This is a genomic window from Kurthia sp. YJT4 (genome assembly GCF_030219945.1).
In the GTDB taxonomy this organism is placed as follows: Bacteria; Bacillota; Bacilli; order Bacillales_A; family Planococcaceae; genus Kurthia; species Kurthia gibsonii.
In genome coordinates, this window is record NZ_CP126689.1 from 2,207,118 (window position 1) to 2,229,679 (window position 22,562).

General features: G+C 35.4%; 25 protein-coding genes and 1 riboswitch. Of the genes, 6 read left to right on the forward strand and 19 right to left on the reverse strand.

Annotation, left to right across the window (positions count from 1 at the left end; all coding sequences use genetic code 11):
- Positions 1–5 precede the first annotated feature (5 nt).
- The 4 genes from QN089_RS10880 to QN089_RS10895 form a co-directional block, all read right to left on the reverse strand.
- On the reverse strand, positions 6–617 hold the full coding sequence (locus QN089_RS10880; protein ID WP_285215311.1) for a TetR/AcrR family transcriptional regulator: 612 nt from the start codon (positions 615–617) through the stop codon (positions 6–8).
- 163 nt (positions 618–780) lie between these two features.
- The gene (locus tag QN089_RS10885) at positions 781–1,398 is read right to left on the reverse strand and encodes a MerR family transcriptional regulator (RefSeq protein ID WP_068451700.1); all 618 of its coding nucleotides are present in this window, start codon (positions 1,396–1,398) and stop codon (positions 781–783) included.
- A gap of 122 nt (positions 1,399–1,520) precedes the next feature.
- Positions 1,521–2,957 (reverse strand): alanine/glycine:cation symporter family protein, encoded by a 1,437-nt coding sequence (locus QN089_RS10890; protein WP_068451697.1) that lies wholly within the window; start codon positions 2,955–2,957, stop codon positions 1,521–1,523.
- Between the two features lie 298 nt (positions 2,958–3,255).
- Entirely contained in the window at positions 3,256–4,056 is an 801-nt protein-coding gene (locus QN089_RS10895) for an alpha/beta hydrolase (RefSeq protein WP_285215312.1), read from the reverse strand.
- A gap of 118 nt (positions 4,057–4,174) precedes the next feature.
- On the opposite strand from QN089_RS10895, the gene QN089_RS10900 reads away from it, so the two are divergent.
- Positions 4,175–4,690: a gamma carbonic anhydrase gene (locus tag QN089_RS10900; RefSeq protein WP_087680440.1), complete on the forward strand. Its 516-nt coding sequence runs from the start codon at positions 4,175–4,177 to the stop codon at positions 4,688–4,690.
- Positions 4,691–4,870: 180 nt separating this feature from the next.
- Here the strand turns inward: QN089_RS10900 and qoxD are convergent, their stop codons facing one another.
- The 6 genes from qoxD to metK form a co-directional block, all read right to left on the reverse strand.
- On the reverse strand, positions 4,871–5,152 hold the full coding sequence (qoxD, locus tag QN089_RS10905) for a cytochrome aa3 quinol oxidase subunit IV (RefSeq protein WP_068451687.1): 282 nt from the start codon (positions 5,150–5,152) through the stop codon (positions 4,871–4,873).
- Between the two features lies 1 nt (position 5,153).
- The gene (locus QN089_RS10910) at positions 5,154–5,756 is read right to left on the reverse strand and encodes a cytochrome (ubi)quinol oxidase subunit III (protein WP_068451683.1); all 603 of its coding nucleotides are present in this window, start codon (positions 5,754–5,756) and stop codon (positions 5,154–5,156) included.
- Positions 5,756–7,723: a cytochrome aa3 quinol oxidase subunit I gene (gene qoxB, locus QN089_RS10915; protein ID WP_068457275.1), complete on the reverse strand. Its 1,968-nt coding sequence runs from the start codon at positions 7,721–7,723 to the stop codon at positions 5,756–5,758. Before qoxB ends, QN089_RS10910 begins: the two co-directional genes overlap by 1 nt.
- A gap of 76 nt (positions 7,724–7,799) precedes the next feature.
- Positions 7,800–8,735 carry a cytochrome aa3 quinol oxidase subunit II gene (gene qoxA, locus QN089_RS10920; RefSeq protein WP_068451680.1) on the reverse strand — a complete coding sequence of 312 codons (936 nt, stop codon included), beginning with the start codon at positions 8,733–8,735 and terminating at the stop codon, positions 7,800–7,802.
- Between the two features lie 1,217 nt (positions 8,736–9,952).
- Complete coding sequence (locus QN089_RS10925) at positions 9,953–10,255, reverse strand: hypothetical protein (protein WP_285215313.1); 303 nt, start codon at positions 10,253–10,255, stop codon at positions 9,953–9,955.
- A gap of 258 nt (positions 10,256–10,513) precedes the next feature.
- On the reverse strand, positions 10,514–11,710 hold the full coding sequence (gene metK, locus QN089_RS10930) for a methionine adenosyltransferase (RefSeq protein WP_068451670.1): 1,197 nt from the start codon (positions 11,708–11,710) through the stop codon (positions 10,514–10,516).
- A 255-nt stretch (positions 11,711–11,965) separates the two neighbouring features.
- A riboswitch (SAM riboswitch) is annotated at positions 11,966–12,083 on the reverse strand.
- A 267-nt stretch (positions 12,084–12,350) separates the two neighbouring features.
- On the opposite strand from metK, the gene pckA reads away from it, so the two are divergent.
- The gene (pckA, locus tag QN089_RS10935; RefSeq protein ID WP_068451667.1) at positions 12,351–13,937 is read left to right on the forward strand and encodes a phosphoenolpyruvate carboxykinase (ATP); all 1,587 of its coding nucleotides are present in this window, start codon (positions 12,351–12,353) and stop codon (positions 13,935–13,937) included.
- 77 nt (positions 13,938–14,014) lie between these two features.
- Here pckA and QN089_RS10940 read toward each other — a convergent pair whose 3' ends face one another.
- The 6 genes from QN089_RS10940 to QN089_RS10965 form a co-directional block, all read right to left on the reverse strand.
- Positions 14,015–14,350 carry a GIY-YIG nuclease family protein gene (locus QN089_RS10940; protein WP_068451663.1) on the reverse strand — a complete coding sequence of 112 codons (336 nt, stop codon included), beginning with the start codon at positions 14,348–14,350 and terminating at the stop codon, positions 14,015–14,017.
- Between the two features lie 17 nt (positions 14,351–14,367).
- Positions 14,368–15,123: a DUF2087 domain-containing protein gene (locus QN089_RS10945; RefSeq protein ID WP_068451662.1), complete on the reverse strand. Its 756-nt coding sequence runs from the start codon at positions 15,121–15,123 to the stop codon at positions 14,368–14,370.
- Between the two features lie 123 nt (positions 15,124–15,246).
- Positions 15,247–15,696 (reverse strand): hypothetical protein, encoded by a 450-nt coding sequence (locus QN089_RS10950; protein WP_068451660.1) that lies wholly within the window; start codon positions 15,694–15,696, stop codon positions 15,247–15,249.
- Between the two features lie 17 nt (positions 15,697–15,713).
- Positions 15,714–16,478 carry an alpha/beta hydrolase family protein gene (locus tag QN089_RS10955; RefSeq protein ID WP_087680469.1) on the reverse strand — a complete coding sequence of 255 codons (765 nt, stop codon included), beginning with the start codon at positions 16,476–16,478 and terminating at the stop codon, positions 15,714–15,716.
- A gap of 8 nt (positions 16,479–16,486) precedes the next feature.
- Complete coding sequence (gene ytkD / locus QN089_RS10960; protein ID WP_285215314.1) at positions 16,487–16,945, reverse strand: RNA deprotection pyrophosphohydrolase; 459 nt, start codon at positions 16,943–16,945, stop codon at positions 16,487–16,489.
- 98 nt (positions 16,946–17,043) lie between these two features.
- Positions 17,044–17,229 (reverse strand): putative motility protein, encoded by a 186-nt coding sequence (locus tag QN089_RS10965; protein ID WP_068451646.1) that lies wholly within the window; start codon positions 17,227–17,229, stop codon positions 17,044–17,046.
- Between the two features lie 135 nt (positions 17,230–17,364).
- On the opposite strand from QN089_RS10965, the gene QN089_RS10970 reads away from it, so the two are divergent.
- On the forward strand, positions 17,365–18,387 hold the full coding sequence (locus QN089_RS10970) for a Cj0069 family protein (RefSeq protein WP_285215315.1): 1,023 nt from the start codon (positions 17,365–17,367) through the stop codon (positions 18,385–18,387).
- A 91-nt stretch (positions 18,388–18,478) separates the two neighbouring features.
- On the opposite strand, the gene QN089_RS10975 is transcribed toward QN089_RS10970, so the two are convergent.
- Complete coding sequence (locus QN089_RS10975; protein ID WP_068451639.1) at positions 18,479–18,733, reverse strand: GlsB/YeaQ/YmgE family stress response membrane protein; 255 nt, start codon at positions 18,731–18,733, stop codon at positions 18,479–18,481.
- Positions 18,734–18,902: 169 nt separating this feature from the next.
- Between QN089_RS10975 and yidD the strand changes: the two genes are divergently transcribed.
- The gene (gene yidD, locus QN089_RS10980) at positions 18,903–19,136 is read left to right on the forward strand and encodes a membrane protein insertion efficiency factor YidD (RefSeq protein ID WP_068451636.1); all 234 of its coding nucleotides are present in this window, start codon (positions 18,903–18,905) and stop codon (positions 19,134–19,136) included.
- Positions 19,137–19,224: 88 nt separating this feature from the next.
- Positions 19,225–20,193, forward strand: a complete 969-nt coding sequence (locus QN089_RS10985; protein WP_121177786.1) for a metal ABC transporter solute-binding protein, Zn/Mn family — start codon at positions 19,225–19,227, stop codon at positions 20,191–20,193.
- A gap of 125 nt (positions 20,194–20,318) precedes the next feature.
- On the opposite strand, the gene QN089_RS10990 is transcribed toward QN089_RS10985, so the two are convergent.
- Together QN089_RS10990 and QN089_RS10995 are read right to left on the reverse strand one after the other, a co-directional pair.
- Positions 20,319–21,083, reverse strand: a complete 765-nt coding sequence (locus QN089_RS10990; RefSeq protein ID WP_068451631.1) for an NRDE family protein — start codon at positions 21,081–21,083, stop codon at positions 20,319–20,321.
- Positions 21,084–21,193: 110 nt separating this feature from the next.
- Positions 21,194–21,520, reverse strand: coding sequence for a GlpM family protein (locus QN089_RS10995; protein ID WP_068451628.1), 327 nt, complete (start codon positions 21,518–21,520; stop codon positions 21,194–21,196).
- A gap of 126 nt (positions 21,521–21,646) precedes the next feature.
- On the opposite strand from QN089_RS10995, the gene QN089_RS11000 reads away from it, so the two are divergent.
- Entirely contained in the window at positions 21,647–22,549 is a 903-nt protein-coding gene (locus QN089_RS11000; RefSeq protein ID WP_285215316.1) for a LysR family transcriptional regulator, read from the forward strand.
- The last annotated feature ends 13 nt before the right edge of the window (positions 22,550–22,562 follow it).

Below are 22,562 nucleotides of genomic sequence, written 5' to 3' on the forward strand. Positions count from 1 at the left end.
CTTTTTTAAACACCAAAAATGCCAAAAAACTCAAAGTGAACCGTCTGTTGAACGAGTTCCTCTAACGTTAACTCTTGAAATGCTGCTTCATGATCCACCCAACGACTTAGTACACCCTCAATTAAACTCATAATAAAAACCGCTAATACTTTTGGATTTTTATGTTCTGCTACCATATGGAATTTTTGTGCCTGTTGAATGTTATGCACAAATGCTTCTTCCATATTCTTTTTAATGCGCACAATTTGTTTTTGTAATAATTCTTCTGATGATAAGCCTTTAAAAAGTAACATTGTAAAAAAGCGATTTTCTTCTGCAAAGTGAAACAGTGCTTCAAATAATCGAGTAGATGAATTCACCGACTGCTCTACTGGAACGCGTGCATTTTGAAAGCCGAGTGAAATCATTTGTAATATTTGCTGATTTCCTCTTTCTAAAATATAGAGCGCGATTTCTTCTTTACTTTTAAAGTGCCAATAGAACGTACCTTGTGACACACCCGCTAATGCAACAATATCTGAGATTTTCGTCTTCGTATAACCCACTGTTGCGAATTGTTCTAATGCAATCTCAATCAATTGCTGCTTTCTTTCTTCTCTCGTAATCCGCTTTGTCATCATCACCAATCCCTTAACTGATTCATCAGTCAATTAATTCCTATGGAAATACTATAGTTTATATTATCTCGAATTGCAACTATTTATTCCGATAAATTTAATAAGATTTCAATGTAATCAAAATAACCCACGAGATTTTAAAGGAATCTCGTGGATTATTTTTTCATTTTCTTTTAAATAAACCTTTCATAAAGCCAGTCGGCTCTGGTTCAACCTCTTGTACTTCTTCTTTCAATTTTTGAACGGTTAATTTATTTAACACTGACATGATTGCACTATTTTGTGATTCAACGCGGTCCAACTGGCGTTTATAATCCACTTTTGGCTCTTCTAATTGATGCTTCATCATACTCATTTCTTCTTTTAACCATTCATTTTGTTGATGTTGCATTTGTATAAGTTGTAGCAATTGTGCATTTTGCGCTTCAATACCTTGAATATGATCTGCCAGTAATTCCATTGTTTTTGATAAATCATCGTATTTTTCAACAACTTGTGTATGATACTCTCGTTTAGCTGGTAACATCTCTGCATCTTGCACAATCGTATCATCGCCAATAATAACAGCTGCTGCTTCTTTTAATGTCATGCCTTTTTCTTGATGCAACTGTTTATAATTTTGAAAAACATGTACATCTTCTTCCGTAAATAAACGATAATTTCGGTGATCTCGCTTTACATGGTAACCACTATTTTCTAATATCGAAATATAATGCTTGAGTGAAGATTTCGTTACGCCAACTTGTATAGCGAACTCGGCAGTACCGAACATTTTTTCCATAATAATCAAATTCCTTCTTTCTTTACAAAACTATCTCTATTCTCTCAAAAATTATATTAAAATACTATGATTACACAATAAAAAAAGAGAGACGATTACGTAAATCGTCCCTCGCTCATTATTTATTTCTCCCAAAATGTCGCATTTTTAATCCCAACTTTTCGTGGGTCAAATACAGGATCTAGCCCCATACGTTTTTGTTGTTCATAATCTTTCAAAGCAAGAACGGCTGGTTTTGCCATAAATAGTATCGCAATGACGTTCACCCATACCATAATCCCTAAACCAATATCTCCAAGCACCCAAGCTGCCGCTGCTGGTCGTACAGCGCCAAAATAAGTAGCTAAAAGAATAACAATCTGTACAACGCGCACACCGATTTTTTGTTTTTTACCATCAAATAAATACGCCACATTCGTTTCAGCAATATAGTAGTAAGCCATCGTTGTTGTAAAGGCAAAGAAGAATAGAGCAAAAGCTACGAAGATTGTACCAAAACCTGCAATTGGGAATGCTGCATCTACAGCATGTTGTGTGAAGGCTGTTCCTGCTTCTACACCAGGTAGATGTTCTACAATAAATGTTCCCTTGCCATCATCTTCTTGTACATTGTACATACCTGTGAACAAAATCATAAAGGCTGTTGCTGTACAAACTAAGAATGTATCCAAGTAAACTGAAGCAGCTTGTACTAAACCTTGTTTTACAGGGTGTGATACTTCTGCTGCTGCTGCTGAATGTGGTCCTGTACCTTGACCAGCTTCATTCGCATAAATACCACGCTTTACACCCCAAGCAATGGCAGCCCCTACCATACCACTAAACATTTGCTCAGCACCAAAAGCACTTTTGAAAATTAAAGCGAAGATGTATGGCACTTCTGAAATATTCATTGCAATGATGATTGCGGCCACTAAAATATATGCAATCGCCATGAAAGGAACAATAATTGAAGCAGCAGTTGCGATTCGTTTTACACCGCCAATAATGATTGCACCTAAAATTACACAAACTACTAAACCAGAAACCCATTTTGGTAACTCAAATGCATTGTACATCGCATCAGCAATCGCATTTGCTTGAACGGTTGGTTGTAAAAATGACATAGCGATTAATGCTGCAATGGCAAAAATCATACCTAGCCAACGTTTACCTGTGAACTTATGTATGTAAAAAGCAGGGCCACCACGATAAACACCGTTTTTCTCTTCTTTATAAATTTGCGCAAGTGTCGACTCAACGTAAGCTGTGGCTGAACCAATGAAAGCAATTGCCCACATCCAGAAGATTGCACCAGGTCCACCGAAAGCAATCGCTGTTGCTGTCCCTGCAATATTCCCCGTCCCTATTCGACCTGATAACGCCATTGTCATCGCTTGGAATGATGAAACACCTGCATCTGATTTTTTGCCTGTGAAAATTTGACCGAACATATCTTTTAAGAATCGAACTTGTACTCCCCTAGTTCTCACAGTAAATATAAGTCCCACGATGAGAATACCGTAAATCATCCACGGACCCCAGAGTAGTTCATAGATGGTATTAATGATTGCTTCCATGTAAATCCCCCTAAATACGAACATTTTAAATATAAAACATATTAAACGTACGTTTTTGTCAATTACTATATTGTTCTATTATATAAAAGTATTATGTCTTTTTAAAGAGATAGTTCTACATTTTTTCGCTCACTCATACATTTTTCCTCTAATTGTACTTTCAGAGAATACAATTAAGTCATTTTTAAACCTTTATTTTATATGTTTTTTATATATTTAATATTTTTGTATTTCTAGAGTAAACTACAGAAAAAAGAAAAGGAATCATGCCACTTATAAAACGTGACATAATTCCTTTTTAAACGATATACCCTATTGTTCGTAGTCTGTTCAAAATAAAATCTTCTGTATATTGATAAATCAAATCACGTTCTGGTTCTTGGAACAAATCATGATAACAGTTCGCCCACTCTTTGTAAGCATACTCAGATAATTTCTGTTTCTCCAACCATTGACGATTGTATTGAGTATCAATAATTTTATCGCTCTTTCCATTCATCATTAAGACAGGTATGTCTTTAAAATGATTTTCTAATTGATAAATGGCTTTCATAAATTGTTGAACATCATGGTACCAACGAATGGTTACATTAGAGTTGTAATAAGGGTCTCGCCCCATTTCTGTATAAAACTCATAACTACGTGATAAAAGCTTCGTATTCATCTCATGATGCATTTTAAAGCTCCCTGCAATCTTACTCACTCCTTTTAAGGCTGCAGCGAATTTTGATGGTTGATGCTGTAAATGTAGCCAAGGTGATGTCAAGATGGCTCCTGCAATCTCATATTTAAATTCACCTACTGCATACATCGCTAATGTTGCCCCAAGACCATGCCCTAAAATAAATAATGGTAAGTTATATTGTGTCGCTTCATAAATCATTAACTTTATATATTTTTCATATTGTTTTAAATATTCATCATGGGCGGATTTCACTTTACTTTCTTCACCATGCCCAGGTAAGTCCCCTGTGATCACATGAAAACCTGCTACACGAAATTTTTCAATTAACCATGCGTATCTTCTATGATGTTCATACGCACTATGTACGATTACAATAACTGCTTTTGCATGTCCGTCTGCTTCCCATTTCCACATAAACTTCTCTCCTTCATAGTACTCATTCTTATTGTAACGCATTCCTCTACTTTTTCGTTCCATAAATCCATGATGTTTGATACGATTATGTTACAGTTCAAAGGAAAGAGGGATGAATATGTTATACCCATACAAGGGAAAAGAACCAAAAATTGATCCGACTGCTTTCATCGGTGATAATGTTGTTATTACAGGTGATGTGACAATTGGAGAAGGTTCATCTATTTTTTATAATACTGTGATTCGTGGTGATGTGTCACCTACAATCATTGGAAAAAAGGTAAATATTCAAGATTTATGCTGTTTACACCAAAGTCCAGCTCATCCATTAATTATTGAAGACGAAGCTTCAATTGGACATCAAGTAACACTTCACAGCTGTCATATTAAAAAAGGGGCTTTGATTGGTATGGCTTCGATTGTTTTAGATGGTGCTGAAATCGGCGAAGGTGCTTTTATCGGTGCTGGTAGTCTTGTAACACAAGGTAAAGTGATCCCACCGAATACACTTGCATTTGGTCGCCCTGCGAAGGTTGTACGTGAATTAAATGAAGAGGATAAAAAAGATATGCAGCGCATTTTAAACGAATATTATGAAAAAGGACAATACTATAAATCTGTTCAAAAGAAATAACCTTAGTATTTTTATACCCTTCACTTCTTTTTTTTAACATTTAAAATACTATTTCCTAAAAAAACTAAAAGAAGGTGCTTCTCTTAAACTAGCATCTTCTTTTTATTATTTATACTATCAAAAGAAAAAACCAGCCTTCCTAGGGGGATACCCGAAAGGCTGGTTTTATTCTTCTGTAAATTAGTATCCCCAGATCATAGCGAATAATGAACCGAATACTGTTACTAAACCAATAACTACTGAATATAGTGTAATGACGTAAATTGAACCTTTATCGTCTGTTTCACCAATATGCATGAATAGTACTAGTTGCAATGAAGCTTGAGCAAGTGCTGTTACCCAAAGAATAACTAAACCTGCTGTTAATGATACATCAAACTGCACAACGGACAGTGCAGCGATTGTTAAAATGATTGATCCAATAAACCCAAGGACATGTTCTTTTGGAAATAATTGTGCCATTTTACATCATTCCTTTCAAGTAAATAAAGCTGAATAGGAAGATCCAAACAACATCTAGGAAGTGCCAGTATAAAGAGAAGATGAACGCTTTATTGGCAGTACGCTTATTAATACCGTGCTTAGCAACTTGAATAATAATCGCAATTCCCCATAGTAAACCAAACGATACGTGGGCACCGTGAGTACCTAGTAAAGTCATTAAACTTGAAGTAAATGCACTTGTTTGAATCGTAGCATCTTCGTGATAGATATAAGTGATAAACTCATCTACCTCTACCGCGATGAATCCTGCACCAAGAATTAATGTAATGATGTAGAATACGATCATTGGTTTAACACGGCCTAAACGCATTGCGTGAACACCTAAACCAATTGTGAAACTAGATGTTAAAAGTAAGAATGTTTCTAGAATTACTGGTGGTAATTCAAAAAGGTCAACGCCTGTTGGACCTGAACCTGTACGGTCAACTAATGTGAAATACGCTGTGAATAAAGTTGCGAAAAGAACAATTTCTGCGCCTAAGAATACCCAGAAACCGAAGATTTTCAAATCATTTTCTTCACCTTGGTACTCCAATGGCACTGAATTATTATGTTTTGACATTATCGGTCACCTCTCAATTGACGCTCTGTTTCTTTTAGCTTACGCTCTGTTTCTTCGATTTCTTCAACATGGATATGACGACCATTATCAATTTCAAATGAACGGTAAGCCATGAATAGTAGTGTCACAATACCTAAGATAATTGCGATACCAATTTCGTTGAATACGAAGAAGAATGATGCTAATCCCATAACAACTGATTGCCAGAATGGCGCTGCAGAGTCATTAGGCATATGAATATCTTTAATTTCGCCTGCTTGTAAATCGCGGCCTTCTTTTTTAGCAAACCAGAATTCATCAAGACGAGAAATTTTTGGAATAACTGCGAAGTTATACTCAGGAACTGGAGAATGAGTAGCCCATTCAAGTGAACGACCATCCCATGGATCGCCAGTAACTTTTAATTCTTCTCTGTGACGAACACTGTAGTAGATGTTGTAGCAAAGCGCTAAGAAACCAAGAGCTAATACTAATGCACCAATGAATGAAATCATGTTTAATGTACCATAGCCTGTTTCAGCTGAGTACGTGTACATTCGACGGGCGTAACCATCTAAACCTAAGATGAACATAGGGAAGAATGTTACGTTGAAACCAATTGCAATTAACCAGAAACCAACTTTACCGATTGAATCTTTAAGTTGGAAACCGAAGATTTTAGACCACCAGAAGTGGTAACCAGCTAGTACACCAAATACTGTACCAGGAATTAATACATAGTGGAAGTGGGCAACTAAGAATAATGTATTGTGATATTGATAGTCAGCACTTGCCATTGCTAGCATTACCCCAGTAACCCCACCGATTGTGAAGATTGGAATAAAGCCTAAAGAATATAACATTGGTGTTGTGAATGTAATACGACCATGACGCATTGTTAATAACCAGTTGAAAATTTTAACCCCAGTTGGAACTGCGATTAACATTGTAGTGATTGAGAATACGCCGTTTACTGCTACGTTTTGACCCATTGTGTAGAAATGGTGGGCCCATACTAAGAATGATAGTAACGAGATGATGATCATAGAAGCAACCATCGAACCATAACCGAATAAGTTTTTACGAGCAAATGTAGAGATTACCTCACTAAATACACCGAATGCTGGAAGAATTACGATGTATACCTCTGGATGTCCCCATACCCAGAAGATGTTCGCCCAAAGCATGTCCATACCGCCATCTTCTGTAGCGAAGAATTTAGTACCGAACTGGCGATCCATTGTCATCATTACAAGTGCTACTGTTAACACTGGGAATGCAAATACGATGATAATGTTTGCGATGAATGATGACCAAGTGAACATTGGAACTTTCATCCATGTCATACCTGGAGCACGCATTTTCACGATTGTTGTTACAAAGTTAATCCCTGTCATTAATGTACCTAGACCCGAGATTTGTAGTGACCAAGCATAATAGTTATTGTTTACGCCTGGGTTAAATTCAATACCTGCAAGTGGGAAATAAGAAGTCCAACCTGCGTTTGGAGATCCACCAATGATGAATGAAACGTTAATTAACACTGCACCCATTGCGAATAACCAGAAAGATAATGCGTTAAGACGTGGGAATGCTACGTCGCGCGCACCAATTTGTAGTGGAATAACTACGTTGAACAAACCAAATAAGAATGGCATTGCTACGAAGATAATCATTAACACACCATGTGTACTGAAAATCTCATTGTAGTGTTCAGAGTTTAATAATTTATTATCCGGAACAGCAGTTTGAGCACGCATTAATAACGCCTCAACCCCACCTTTGAATAACATTAGTAATGCTACGAAAATGTACATTACACCGATTTTTTTATGGTCTACTGTCTTTACGTAGTTAGTATATAACCAACCCCATAACTTGAAATATGTTAGACCTGCAACTACTGCGATTACACCAACTAAAATACCGATCGCCGTACCCATGATCAGTGGTTCTTTAAGCGGTGCAAATACTTCACTCATTGTCATTTTGGTAAACAATTTGGTTAACTCCTTTCATACATCTACTATTTAGTAAATAACATGTTGTATCAATGTAATCGGATTATTCACCGATATCGTCCATTTCTTCCATGTCGTGAGAATCTAAATCTAAATTACCATTTTGAGCTTTTTTAGATTCATTATATTTCTCAGCATCCATCATCTTAGAGTGATCCATAGGTGGTGAAGAGAAACCTAAATGAGTAGAAGAGAAGCTCTTACGTCCAACAACACTTGCTTTAAGTAAGTTACTGAACTCTTTTTCTGTTAATTTTGGTTCATTTGCTTTTACATCTTTAACCCACTGATCGAATTCACCTTGTTTTTGAGCAGTGATTTCGAATTGCATTGCCTCGAATCCTTCACCGTTGAAGTTCGAGTTACGACCCCAATAGTCTCCCTCGTGGTCTGCTGCTAAATGGATTGTTGTTAACATGTCTGTCATCGCATATTTCTGACCAGCTAATTGTGGAACCCAGAAACTTGTGATTGTACCATATGAGTATAAACGGAACTCAATTGGACGATCTGTTGGAATATGTGCATAGTTTACAGTTTCAATTCCTTCTTCAGGATAACTGAAATGCCATTTCCATTGTGATGATGACGCATAAATTACTAGAGGTTTCTTGTCTCCGTAACCTTCTGGTTTACTTTCTACATCCTTTAATGTGATGATTGTTACAACTGATAAGAAAGCAACTGTTAGGATTGGAATAACTGTCCAGAAAATTTCTAGTTTGTGGTTACCTGCTTCGTGTGGTGGCTCATAGTCCGCCGCTTGTTTTCCAGCACGGTATTTAACTAACATATTGATTAATAAAACATAGACAACTGCTAATACACATAACATTGTCCCGATAGAGATCCAGATCGTGTTCGATAATGTTTGTGCGTTAGGTCCTTTTGGATTTAGTACCATTAGTGGTTCACATCCAGATAAAAACACTGCTAACAAACCTGCAACGATTGGCATAATTAACACTTTTTTACTCATGTTGTACTCCCTTCTAAAACAACCTTCTTTTAATTTAAGTGCAGAATGTTGAATGGATATTGAAGTGTTTCCCCCTAACCTATTCTATGTAGAATAAGCAAGTTTATGAACTGCTGAGATGATTGAACATTTTTTACTCTTATTCGTCTTAATCATTAAGTCGTTCTAATTTCTTTTATAATTGCTATAGAACGAAAATAAGTTAAACTAAAACGATTGTTAAGACGAAGTATAAGACGAGTAAAGCAACCCAAGCTCTCTAACCCTCTTCTTACACTAAGAAGCATTCAACCTTCTTTTCAATTCAAATGAATTATAAACCTAATATCTACCGAAAAGAATAAAAATATCTATAATTTCACATTTTCTTTGAAAGTTTTTGAACGTTCTGTGGACGACTTCTATTTATAGCAATTTTCAAGCACTTTTTAGTTACTTTAGAACTACATAATTACCTTTTAATAACTTAATTGGTTTTCATAAACCAATATTTCTTTTGCAACTTTTTATAAATCCTAGAATACACTGCAAAAAATAGGTCGTTCTTACACGAAAAACTCTTGAAAATGGAAAAAGTCACAAACAAACGACATAAACCTTACAAAACCACAGTCTATTCGTTTGAATTGTAAATCTTTTCGATTGAAGGAGTTTACTCATATATTATATAGGAAAAACTTCTTACCCATTATAACATTGTTCTTCTTTTCTTCAATACTCAATTCTAAATTCAACTTCTTCTAAAATAGTCTGTAAAATCTGGCTTTTAAATAGAGTTTCTTCTATTTAAATAGTACATATGCTACTATACGTATTTTTCTTATTCACCCCCCTCTATTTTCATACGCATATAAAATATCAGACCATACCTCCTTATTCATTTTTTACCATCTCCATTATTTTCCCTTATTCCATAATTTTACTCATAAAACACCTAGGAATTTTCAATCAAAATACAAAAAGAGCGTAAGATAAGAATGTTTTTAATACAGTAAATCCCGTATAGTTTTTCGTAACCATACGGGACTATCCATTAGTGTCAACTTTCATTTTGCAAAGCGAATAGAAATAAGCAAGAAAAAATGAAACAGCTTATTGTAAATCTTATCACTATATCGAATAGCAGTTGTGAGAATAGCTTGAATTATTTTTTATATGTTCAAATGATTTAATTATTTTTATTTTAGATACTTTGATTTTACTCTATTAGAGTATTTTTAAATCGTTTTTCTTAGTACACTTTCCGGAAAATAGACACGGTCAGTTTGACGTGAGCCATCTGGTTGGACATTATATTTTATATAAATCATCTTACTCAACATGTTTTGAAGTGTATTTGTTAATAAATCTTTTTTATTTTTTTCTGTTACTTCACAGTAAATCAACTTATTCGTGCCAACACCATTGTTTACATATAGTGTAAACAAAACAGATGAATTGAAATAATCAAATATATTTTTACGAATGGTTATATTGATTGTGCCATTTGTATTAAATATTTTCGCATGCTTTTTACTCATCTTAAATGTATTTTTTCGATTAATGTATTCGACCAATTCATTGCACGAATCGGATCTTTTCGTAAATTATAAAAAAACATTCGACCGAATAATTACTTAGTTGTGTAATTTTTTATACGAATATTTATGCGTACCAATCGCGCATAGTATATTTGAAAACTCATTCTTACACTATTTTATACTGTTAAAAATTGATGTAAACGATAAAAAAATGGCAGGAGTTTCATGTTTTTGCATGACTCCTACCATTTTACTTTATTATTTTAAAAGTTTTGCTTTTAATGCATCTGCTTTGTCTGTTGCTTCCCATGGAACATTTAAATCCGTGCGTCCAAAATGACCATAAGCTGCTGTTTGTTTATATATAGGACGACGTAAATCAAGCATTTTAATAATACCTGCTGGACGTAAGTCAAATAATTCACGAACAGCTTCTACAAGTTCTGCTTCTGTTACTTTGCCTGTGCCGAATGTATCGATTGCGATTGATACAGGTTGTGCTACACCGATTGCATATGCTAGCTGTACTTCTGCTTTATCTGCAAGACCAGCAGCTACGATGTTTTTCGCTACATAGCGCGCTGCATAAGCACCTGAGCGGTCAACTTTTGTAGCATCTTTACCAGAGAATGCACCACCACCATGACGTGCATAACCACCGTAAGTATCAACAATAATTTTACGACCTGTTAAACCTGCATCACCTTTTGGTCCACCAATTACAAAGCGACCTGTTGGATTAATAAAGTATTTTGTATCTGCATCTAATAATTCAGCAGGTACAACTTCCGCAATCACATGTTTACGAAGGTCTTCATTGATTTGTTCTAATGTTACTTCCTCATCATGTTGTGTTGAGATAACGATTGTATCCACACGCACAGGGTGGTTATTTTCATCGTATTCTACCGTGACTTGTGTTTTACCATCTGGACGTAAATACTTTAATAATCCTGATTTGCGAACTTCTGTTAAGCGACGTGATAATTTATGCGCTAGACTAATTGGTAGCGGCATTAGTTCAGGTGTTTCATTATTTGCATAACCGAACATTAAACCTTGGTCGCCAGCACCGATTGCTTCGATATCTTCATCTGTCATGCTTCCTTCACGTGCTTCTAAAGCTTGGTCAACACCTTGTGCAATATCAGGTGACTGTTCACCGATTGCTACAAGTACAGCTAGGTTTTCTGCATCAAAACCATATTTACCACGTGTATAACCGATTTCTTGAACTGTTTCACGAACAATTCCTTTAATATCTACATACGTAGATGTTGTAATTTCTCCTGCTACTAACACAAGTCCTGTTGTAACAGTTGTTTCACATGCTACACGAGCATTTGGATCTTTTGCGATGATTGCATCTAAAATCGCATCTGAAATTTGGTCACAAATTTTATCAGGGTGTCCTTCCGTAACACTTTCTGATGTAAATAATCGACGTTGAGCCATAATTGGTTTCCTCCTATACGAGATCGCCTCGAAAAAAGATACGGTACTCTTTATCCATGTGTGTTTCTTCTATATAAATGTAGAAAAAACTCCAAGCCAGCCTATGCTGCTTTTTACACGAGGATTTTTTTTATAGAAAGTGCCAGTATATACGTAATAAAAAGGTAGTTGTTCCACCACCATATATTTTGAAATAAAAAAACCCTCTCACTCATACAGTATGAGAGAAAGGGGTTATTTCGTAAGCACCTTTCACTCTTATCGTTCAAGGAATGAATCCTTGCATTCAGATTAGCACCAGCGCATCTCGTGAAATGAAATGCAGGTTGCCGGGTTTCATAGGGCCTGACCCTCCACCAGCTCGGGATAAGAGTATCCGTTCATAGCCTATGTTAGTAGAATTATACGTCGATGTCAACCTCAATCTGAATATGACTTAAATGTTATACCTATATATAGAGTGTTTTAAATAAAGTATATATATAATTTGTCCTAAACATGATAAAATGTTAAAAAAATAAAAAAACATATCATATTAGTATAGACTAATTCTTTTAATGTGTTATACTAATTCCATAAATGATGACTAACCACATTTGTGGGTACAATAAATACGAAAAAAGGATGGTATATACACATTATGAATTCAGTAGAAATGATGAATGAACTGAACACACTTCTATCAGGTAATAACATTAAAGAACAACTAACTGTTCCAGAATTAGTTGAAAAAGCAACATCTCGCGGTGAAGCGATTTTAACAGTTGATGGTGCATTACGTGCTAACACAGGTAAATATACAGGTCGTTCTCCTAAAGATAAGTTTATGGTTGAAGAAGCGTCTTCAAAAGATCATATTGATTGGGGTTCAGTAAACCGTCCAATCTCATCTGAAGTATTTGATGCCCTTTATACAAAAGTAATTAATTATCTTAAAGAAAAAGAAGAAGTGTTCGTATTCAAAGGTTTTGCTGGTGCTGACGCTGAAACACGTTTAGCAATCCGCGTTGTGAACGAATATGCTTGGCATAATCTATTTGCACATAATCTATTTATTCGTCCAACAGAAGAAGAAGCTGCAAACCATATTGCTGATTTCACAATCGTATCAGCTCCAACATTCCATGCAAACCCAGCTATAGACGGTACAGAATCAGAAACATTTATTATGGTTTCACTTGAAAAGAAAATTATCTTAATCGGCGGTACAGAATACGCAGGAGAAATGAAAAAATCAATCTTCGGTATTATGAACTACTTATTACCACAACAAGGTATTTTATCAATGCACTGCTCAGCAAACGTTGGTGAAAAAGGTGATACAACTTTATTCTTCGGACTTTCTGGTACAGGTAAAACTACTTTATCTGCAGACGCAAACCGTAAATTAGTTGGTGACGATGAGCATGGTTGGTCAGATAATGGCGTATTCAACATTGAAGGTGGTTGCTATGCAAAAACAATCAACCTTTCAGCTGAAAAAGAACCTGAAATTTATAACGCAATTCGTTTCGGTACAGTACTTGAAAACGTAGTAGTAGATGAAGAAACACGTATCCCAGATTATGATGATGAAACACCGACTCAAAATACACGTGCTGCTTATCCGATTACGAATATTGATAATATCGTATTACCATCTGTTGCAGGTCACCCAAATACAATCATCTTCTTAACTGCAGATGCATTTGGTGTATTACCTCCAATCTCTAAATTAACAAAAGAACAAGCAATGTATCACTTTATCTCTGGCTTCACTTCAAAAACACCTGGTACAGAACGTGGTGTTGTAGAACCAGAACCAGCATTCTCTACTTGCTTCGGTTCTCCATTCTTACCATTACCAGCAACAGTATATGCTGAAATGTTAGGTAAGAAAATTGATGAACATAATGTTAATGTATTCCTAGTAAACACTGGTTGGACTGGTGGTTCATTCGGTACAGGTACACGTATGAAACTTTCTTATACACGTGCAATGGTTAATGCTGCAATCGAAGGTAAATTAAATGATGTACCAACTGAAAAAGATGCATTCTTCGGTTTAGCAATTCCAACTTCAATTGAAGGCGTACCAACTGAATTATTAAATCCTCGCAATGCTTGGGCCGATAAAGATGCTTATGACATCAAAGCAACACAACTTGCTGGTATGTTCCACGAGAACTTCAAAAAATTCGGTGAAGTAGCTGAAGATATCGCAACAAAAGGCGCTCCTTTAGTTTAAGATTAGTTACACCCAAATATCATATGGTTTAAATAGAAAAGAGGCTCTTTCCCAAAGAGAGCCTCTTTTATTGTTGTTTAATTTAATGAAATTGTATGACCTAATTGACTTGACCACTTTTCCTGTGTTTTTTCCAAAGCTTCTTTCATACCTTGTTCTTCTATTACTTCTTCTTTTAATATTTCTCGAACTACACATTCAAAAGCCGACTCGCCTTGTTCTTTCCATGCTTGTTGTAAGTTTTTATGCATATGTGTTCCGCTATTTAATTGAAAAATAATTCCGTTCAATCGTTTTAGATTATTTAATGAACCGATATATATGTCTCCAGTTTGCTTATTTGTAATCGTATAAATACCTGCTTCAATTTTTATTTCTTTATACTGCTCTTTTAATATTTTTCGTTGATCCATTCCATTCATCTCTTTTCTTATTTTTTCACCCAATAAGCACTACCATCATTTTCTCGGTCTACAAAACCATATTCAATTAAATAACGACGAATTGTTACATAATCCGGATCATATTTAGCAATCGCTGCATTTAATTCTTGCTCTGTATATCTTTTCGTTTGATCAAGCATCGATGTAATTGCGCGTAATACGATTACTTTTTGCTTCTGTTTTTTGGGGAAACGCACTAATTGTCCCTCTAAACCATTCGGAAAAAGTTTTCTTAGTACTTCTTCTTCCTCCTCACGCGTTACATGATAGCGTTCATCTACCATTGTAGCTGTTGCATGGATTGGCACATATTCCACTGGATTCTCCTCCTGTTCTTTTAATAAAGTCATCATCGCTAAAAATGTTTTTGCTTGGCGCTCTTTTTCTCTCAATGCAAAACGATATTGGCGAATTGTAGAGGCACTACCAATCGCTAATTCTTGCTGAATTTGCTGATCTGTTTTACCTTCATAAAAAGCTTTCATTACATGGCTTTGTTGTTCTGTTAACCCCGTCATTTTTTTATTAAGCTGAATAAAATAATGAAAAGGTGATTGATGTTGCGTTTGAATATGAACTTCCATATATTTTTGTGCTTCTAATAAACGCTCATTGTGTGGGTAAATAATGCCCTTTTCAATAACATCACCACAAAAAATACATGTATAGCTTTGTTCATCTTCTATAAAACCTTTTACTAATTGTTCGACAGTCGCCTGCTCAAATATATCTTTCTCCATCATGCACCTCCTATTTATATAAACAATATAACATTTCGTTTATAAATTTGTAAACTTAAATTTAAAACGTTTGTTAAAAAAGGAAGAATTACGCCTAAGCATAATTCTTCCTTTTTTAAAAATTAATTAATCTTGTTCATCTTTTACAAACACGGCATTCGCATTTCCTTCTTGGAAAAGCTCAATGACTGGCTGTGCGTCTTCGATCGATATTTGATTAAAAATCACTTCTGTACCGTAATCACGAATCTCTAATCTTTCAACACCTTCACAATCTGTAAAAGTCATCATAAACCATTTTAATTTTCGTCCATCATATGAATCATCTCGCAAAAATAAAAAATGTTCCTTTGTGAGTTCAATTGAATGAATATGCACAAGTCCTTCTTGTTGTGTATTCTCTGCTACTGCGTGTAGCTCATGAATTTGCTTAGTTTCTTCATTCCAACATTGTACTTGTACCTCTGCTAATTTCACTGCGTATCGATTCCATAATCGTTCCCAATACCAATAATTTTTTGAAAAAGGTGTATGACCATTTTGATTAATATCAATTTTCGCACGAAAATAACCCACTCATATTCACCCTTCCATCATTGTCTTTTCATCCACTGTAGTGCTTTTACAAGAACCTGATGGTTTAATTTACCCGGAAAGAAATGATTCAACTCAGGATAGTACCATGTCTCTATTCTTTTATGATGTTTTTTTAGCAACTTTTCTAACAGATGTGCATGTGTCACTCGAACATTCAAATCTTTTTCACCATGAATAACTAAGACTGGTGCATGAATGTGTTCTAATTGTTTTAAAGCAGAGCGCTTATTATAAATATCAGGCACACGACTCGGTGTACCACCAATTACTCGCTTCATCATACGACGCATATCGACTCGTTCTTCATACGTTAATTCTAATGACGACACACCTCCCCATGTGACCACAGAGGTTATATCATCTCGTAAAATAGCTGTCCATAACGCCATAATCCCACCGCGTGAGAATGCAAATAGATGAATTTTTGAAGAATTATATCGCCTTTTTAGTACATCTACTCCATGAATAGCATCATATACATCTACTCCACCAAATTGATCCTTGCCTTCTCCACCACGGTTTCCTCGGTAATAAGGTGCAAAAACAACAAAACCTTGTGATGCAATTTCAGCAATTCGTGCAGGACGTACCATACCGATTGATTGAATACCACCACGTAAATAAAGAACGCCTTCATAATCGCCTTTTCGTACGGGTTCTGCTAGCATTCCTTTCACGCGAACTCCCTCAGACCAATACGTAATTTCTGTTAATCGAATATGTGGACTAGGTGATGGATAAATTCGTTCCGTTACAATCATGGCATTCTTCACACGCGTTCGCTCTCCTTCTCTAGCATCTTCTTCATTCCAGCATCTTTCATATAAAAGCTTAAATGCTCTTCATTCATTAAATCTTCTGTTGGACAAAGAACCGCCCCTAATGTTTCGTATCTTTTGAAATCTTCATCTAGCAACTGTACTTCTGCTGTATAGACTGATTTTACAAAAGGTTCTTCACATTGCACATAATAAGAAGCAAACCACTCAATATTCGTAAGGGTAGCTCCTGTTTCTTCATACGCTTCACGAATAACTGCTTCTGTTAAGGTTTCTCCTACCTCTACCTTGCCACCCGGAAATTCAAGTCCTCTTTTTGGATGATTCGTTAATAGCCACTGATTTTGTTTTTTAGCTAATATTAAAATATGCGTCGGTTCTATTTCAAATGCCTCTTTTTTAAAAGATAAAGTGACACCATAACCATTTAAATCTGTAAATTTAAACAAGAAAATCACTCCCTTATACAAAGTGTAACGAAAAATACATAGAGAAACAACGATACAAAAAAGAGTATCGCGTATTAAGCCATACTCTTACTTTGTCTTTATACTGACATATCAAATAACTGACCACGATTCGGGTCTTGTGCGACTGGAATTTCTGACATTGTTTCAATTAGAGCTGTTGCATTTTGCTCTTGAAAATCCATTGCTTTTCCCACAACACTAAGCTGTACTTGCTGTTGTAATTGCATCGCTGATAAAGCAGATGACATTGCTGCTACGTCCATTTTTACACCTCTTTTACATTCGTGACCTTGTCTTTAATTATACATATTTTTTTACAAAATATACTATACCATCTTTACATAAACAGTGTATATTAATCTAGCAAGAAAAAAAAGCAAAAGGAGGCTATATGAATAATGAAAAAGATCATTATTTTCGAGGTACAAGGCGGCAGCGACAAAGGTCCAGACGGTTATAGAAAAGATACGATGCCCATGGTACAAGCTTTACAACAACGTGGATTTGAAGCAGAGGTTGTTTTCTACGATTTTGAACGCCAACAAGAGATTTTAAACGACGTTTTAGAAAATGCCTGTGCATATGTATCGCGTATTAATCCCGGTAACTTAAAGCATGAATCAGCATACTTTTCTATGCTACGCCAGCTTTGTGAAAATGGCATAATCGGTATGCCACATCCAGACGCTATGATTGGCTATGGCGCAAAAGATGCCCTTGTTAAATTAACAAATACGTCACTCGTGCCAGCAGACACGTATGCATATTATTCATTACAGGAGCTATTCGAGCAATTTCCTTCATCACTAGCAAAAGGAGAACGTGTATTAAAACAAAATCGTGGATCTACAGGCGAAGGTATCTGGCGAGTTTCACTAGTTGATGAAGGCGAAGTTCCACATGCAAAATCAAAAATTAAGTGTACAGAAGCAAAAGATAACCATGTGGAACATTGGGAACTCAAAGACTTTATGTATTTCTGCGAACAATATATTACAGGTGATAATGGTATGCTTGTTGATATGCCGTTCTTACCACGTATTAAAGAAGGCGAAATTCGTTTATTAATGCTAAAAGATCGCCCAATTAATGTTGTGCATAAAAAACCTCAAGACCATGAAGATGCTTTTAGTGCTACATTATTTTCTGGTGCTGCCTATCGTTATGATTCACCAGAAGAGTGGCAAGAGCTTGTAACATCATTTTTAATGCAGTTACCTGACGTTACAAAACAGTTAGGCGGTTATGATTTACCATTACTTTGGACTGCGGACTTTATTCTAGACACAAATCCAGATGGAACAGATTGTTATATACTTGGTGAGATGAATTGTTCATGTGTTGGATTCACATCAGAACTTGAATTAGCTCATGATATTGCAGAAGCAATTATCGACCGAGTGGCTACTTCAACGTATTAAAAAAAGAGGCTAAGTTTTAAACTTAGCCTCTTTCTCTTCTTTTCAAACTCTTAGAGAGTATAATGGGTTTTTAAATAAAAGAAATGGATAATTACTTCTTAGCTGTAGCTCTCATAATAAAGCTGACAATTAAAATTAAAATAATACTACCGATTAATGCTGGGAACACGTAGAATTTACTTACTTGCCATCCCCAATCTCCTAGTAATACACTACCAAGCCATGCGCCGACGATACCTGCTAGAATATTTCCTAGAATACCACCAGGCACATCTCTTTTAACAATAAGTCCTGCTAGCCAACCCAAGATGCCCCCTATAATGATGTACCAAAGAAATGAAAACATAATACCCTTCTCCTCTCATATATATAGGTTCTATAATCTATTTCCTAAAAGTTGCTAGTCTAAACATTTTTATTTAATTTTTTTTAAAATCATTCTATTGGGGATTTTTCAAAAAATCGAGTATACTAAAAGAAGGTATTCTAAGTTCATAATAGAAAGAAGTTTGATGATGAAACAAATTTTTATTTTCCTATTTCGTGTTTATCAAAAAGTGATTTCTCCTTTAAAACCACCTAGTTGCCGCTTCTATCCAACATGTTCTAACTATGGAATTGAAGCGATGCGTAAACATGGTGCAATCAAAGGCACGATTTTAACTGTATATCGTATTCTACGCTGTCAACCGTTCTCAAAAGGCGGTTATGATCCTGTACCAGAAGAATGGCCATCGAAAAAAAAATAATTTCGATGGTTTTTCTATTGTCAAAAAGTATTTTTTCTAGTATATTCATAAGAGTAAATCGTAACCATTACTATTTAAGGAGGAAATTATGAAGAAACTCTCACTACTTTTACTCGTAGCTGTTTTAACTATTTTTACAGCAGCGTGTGGTAATACAGAAAAAGAAAACAACGCTTCGAAAAATCAAATCAAAATTTATACTACAGTGTATCCTTTACAATATTTCGCAGAAAGAATTGGTGGCGATCACGTCAATGTATCATCAATTTATCCACCTGGTTCAAACGAGCATACATTTGAGCCAACACAAAAAGACATGATTGCATTAGCAGATGCAGATTTATTCTTTTATATTGGTTTAGGTCTAGAAGGTTTTGTAAGTAATGCACAAAAAACATTAAAAAATGAAAATGTTAAAATGATAGAAACAACAAAAGATGTACCCGAGAGCGCTTTAGATGTAAGTACTGCTTCAAAAGAGCATGATCATGATGAACATGAAGGTGAAGCACATGAAGATGAACATGACCACGGTGGTGTTGATCCGCACGTATGGTTATCTCCTATTATTTCACAAGATTTAGCAAAATCGATTAAAGATAGCCTTGTTCAAAAAGATGCGACTCATAAAGCAGATTACGAAAAAAATTATGAAGCATTGATTAAAGACTTGAAAGATTTAAATACAGACTATAAAGAAATGGCTGACAATGCGAAACGTAAAGAGTTCTTTGTTTCACATGCAGCATTCGGCTATATTGCTGGGACATATGGTTTAAAACAAGAATCAATTGCAGGATTAAATTCACAAGATGAACCTTCTCAAAAAGAATTAACAAAAATTGCAGATGAAGCGAAAAAAGATAATATTCAATATATCTTATTCGAACAGAATGTATCTTCTAAACTTGCAGAAGTATTAAAGAATGATATTGGTGCTGAGAGTTTAACAGTTAATAACTTGAGTGTTTTAACAAAAGAAGATATCGCTGCGAAAAAAGATTATGTATCGATTATGAAAGAAAACTTAGAAACATTTAAAAAAGCGTTACAATAATAAAATAAGTGTTAAACATCTTCTCATATGAGCATAAAAAAACGAAATCGCATCGTAATGCGGTTTCGTTTTTTTTTTCGTTACAAACCCTAAAAGAGCGAATGAAATATTTTATCAAAGCCTCTTTATGCATTTACTCGCAATTTAATCCATTCATGCACACAAGTTGTCGCTATCCCCTGCTCATACGTTTGTTCAAAAAATTCGATTTTATCTTCCATCAAACGAAGTACAGTCGTACAACGTGTGCCGTAACCTTCTCGTTTGACAAAGATTGAAGATAAATCTCGTTCTAACAAGAGACCTGCTCCTGTATTAGGTAATCGTTCATCATTCGGCTTTATATCATCTAATCCAATCTGCGCAAGTTCTTCTGTTGTAGCTTGTTGTTCTAATTGATGCGCAACTAACATCTTCATGCGCTCTAATTTTGGCCATGGTGTATTCAATGTCGCATTACTTACACAATGAATACCAGGTTCAATTGTATGTAACACATTTTCGATATTATTATAATGCATGAATGTTTCACCGTCGTAAACAAGTACATTCATTGCACCGTAACGTGTGCGTTCTTGCTGAATCGCTTCCAAGAAGGCTTCTGGATATTCAGTGCCTGCCACAAAATTTTTGACAATTTCACCACGCGACTTCTCACCTACAGGATCCATTGAAAAGTCACGATAATTTGTGACAGCGGCAAAGCGCCCATTTTCTTGAACTGCAAGCCAGCCACCCATCTTTTCTAAATCACGCCCACCAAATATATTCGGTTCATCTTCCCAAAAAGCAGCTTCTTTTGCTGGTCTTTCATAGAATTCATCGCGGTTGGCTACAACAATGAGTGGCTGATTTTCTACTACTTTATAAGCAAATGTAATGATACACATCATTTTCAACTCCTTGAATAATGTACGTTCTTTCTACACCATAACCGAAATTTCTCCTATAAGTCAAAATTAAAAAAGTGGGCTTAAGTTCCCCCCACCTAAGCTCACTTTTATGCTACTATTAATTTCGAACCGAACATATACATCACATATAGACCAATTCCCATTAAGACAGCTGTTGAAGGCTTGAAATGGCTCGAAAAAATATAAATTGCCACAATCAGAATGACCATACCTACTGCACCGATAATGCCATTTCGTTGCGTTTCATGAAAGGCTTCTTGTGACATATGCTGAACTTGCAGTTTTAAATTAAGCAATGTCAAAATCGGTAGTAGTGTAATGACTCCTGATAAGAATAAATATTTCGACTGACTTAAAATCGTAGCGAGCAGCATAACTGAACCGCCAATGATGAATTGGATGACATACCCCATATGTTTGAAATCTCCCTTTGTGTTTTGTAAATGTCGCTTCTCTTGTATTGTAATTTCATATTTAATATAAGTAAATTGAATTTATTATATAGTTAACATTACATTTTTCTATAGTTAGGTGATTACATGAGTATTTTAAAATTAAAAGCATATATTGCAGCTGTACAATTTGGTTCTTTAACGAAAGCGGCAGAGGCACTTGATTATACACAGCCAAGTATTAGTCATATGATTCATTCTTTAGAAGATGATTATGGCTTTTCGTTATTAACACGTAGCAAAAGTGGTGTGACCCCCACTGATAATGGGCTTGAGCTTCTTCCAATCATGCAAGATATCGTACAACGCTATGAACATCTCTCTGAAGCCGTTTGTGCCATTCATGGTTTAGATGTCGGAGCCATTCGTATTGGCGCTTATACGTCCATTTGCGTTCATTGGATGCCTTATTTATTAAAGGAATTCCATAAAAGTTATCCTAAAATTGATATTCACTTATTCGAAGGGAACTCAGATGAGATTCATGCATGGCTTGAAGAAGGCCATATTGATTTTGCGATTAGCACAATTCAGCGTCCAGAAGAATTTCACTTTTTACCACTCATGGAAGATCGCATGATGGCAATTCTTCCTGAAAATCATACACTTGCAGAAAATCATGCATTTGCAATTGAGCAATTTGCAGAAGAACCTTGTATTATTCCATATGAAGATACACATAAGGATGTACAACGTATTTTTAAACAAGCAAATGTTAAGCCAAATATTGCGTATCAAATTCGTGGAGATGAAGCAATTATTGCCATGGTTAAACAAGGTCTTGGTATCTCTTTATTATCAGAGCTACTCATTCAAGACCACGCTGATGATATGATAAGCCTACCTCTTGAACCAAACCATGTTCGTACACTCGGCATTACATCAAAAGACGATTTAAAAAGTTTGTCACCTGCTTCTAAAAAATTCATTCCATTCATGCAAGAGTGGCTTAAAAAACAAAAAATGCATACTAAAAGAGGAATCGTATAAAAATGATTCCTCT

Coding starts and splice junctions, on each gene's coding strand:
- QN089_RS10880 (WP_285215311.1), bottom strand. CDS start 617: ATGACAAAGCGGATTACGAGAGAAGAAAGAAAGCAGCAATTGATTGAG.
- QN089_RS10885 (WP_068451700.1), bottom strand. CDS start 1,398: ATGGAAAAAATGTTCGGTACTGCCGAGTTCGCTATACAAGTTGGCGTA.
- QN089_RS10890 (WP_068451697.1), bottom strand. CDS start 2,957: ATGGAAGCAATCATTAATACCATCTATGAACTACTCTGGGGTCCGTGG.
- QN089_RS10895 (WP_285215312.1), bottom strand. CDS start 4,056: ATGTGGAAATGGGAAGCAGACGGACATGCAAAAGCAGTTATTGTAATC.
- QN089_RS10900 (WP_087680440.1), top strand. CDS start 4,175: ATGTTATACCCATACAAGGGAAAAGAACCAAAAATTGATCCGACTGCT.
- qoxD (WP_068451687.1), bottom strand. CDS start 5,152: ATGGCACAATTATTTCCAAAAGAACATGTCCTTGGGTTTATTGGATCA.
- QN089_RS10910 (WP_068451683.1), bottom strand. CDS start 5,756: ATGTCAAAACATAATAATTCAGTGCCATTGGAGTACCAAGGTGAAGAA.
- qoxB (WP_068457275.1), bottom strand. CDS start 7,723: ATGACAATGAGTGAAGTATTTGCACCGCTTAAAGAACCACTGATCATG.
- qoxA (WP_068451680.1), bottom strand. CDS start 8,735: ATGAGTAAAAAAGTGTTAATTATGCCAATCGTTGCAGGTTTGTTAGCA.
- QN089_RS10925 (WP_285215313.1), bottom strand. CDS start 10,255: ATGAGTAAAAAGCATGCGAAAATATTTAATACAAATGGCACAATCAAT.
- metK (WP_068451670.1), bottom strand. CDS start 11,710: ATGGCTCAACGTCGATTATTTACATCAGAAAGTGTTACGGAAGGACAC.
- pckA (WP_068451667.1), top strand. CDS start 12,351: ATGAATTCAGTAGAAATGATGAATGAACTGAACACACTTCTATCAGGT.
- QN089_RS10940 (WP_068451663.1), bottom strand. CDS start 14,350: ATGGATCAACGAAAAATATTAAAAGAGCAGTATAAAGAAATAAAAATT.
- QN089_RS10945 (WP_068451662.1), bottom strand. CDS start 15,123: ATGATGGAGAAAGATATATTTGAGCAGGCGACTGTCGAACAATTAGTA.
- QN089_RS10955 (WP_087680469.1), bottom strand. CDS start 16,478: ATGATTGTAACGGAACGAATTTATCCATCACCTAGTCCACATATTCGA.
- QN089_RS10965 (WP_068451646.1), bottom strand. CDS start 17,229: ATGGACGTAGCAGCAATGTCATCTGCTTTATCAGCGATGCAATTACAA.
- QN089_RS10970 (WP_285215315.1), top strand. CDS start 17,365: ATGAAAAAGATCATTATTTTCGAGGTACAAGGCGGCAGCGACAAAGGT.
- QN089_RS10975 (WP_068451639.1), bottom strand. CDS start 18,733: ATGTTTTCATTTCTTTGGTACATCATTATAGGGGGCATCTTGGGTTGG.
- yidD (WP_068451636.1), top strand. CDS start 18,903: ATGAAACAAATTTTTATTTTCCTATTTCGTGTTTATCAAAAAGTGATT.
- QN089_RS10985 (WP_121177786.1), top strand. CDS start 19,225: ATGAAGAAACTCTCACTACTTTTACTCGTAGCTGTTTTAACTATTTTT.
- QN089_RS10990 (WP_068451631.1), bottom strand. CDS start 21,083: ATGTGTATCATTACATTTGCTTATAAAGTAGTAGAAAATCAGCCACTC.
- QN089_RS10995 (WP_068451628.1), bottom strand. CDS start 21,520: ATGGGGTATGTCATCCAATTCATCATTGGCGGTTCAGTTATGCTGCTC.
- QN089_RS11000 (WP_285215316.1), top strand. CDS start 21,647: ATGAGTATTTTAAAATTAAAAGCATATATTGCAGCTGTACAATTTGGT.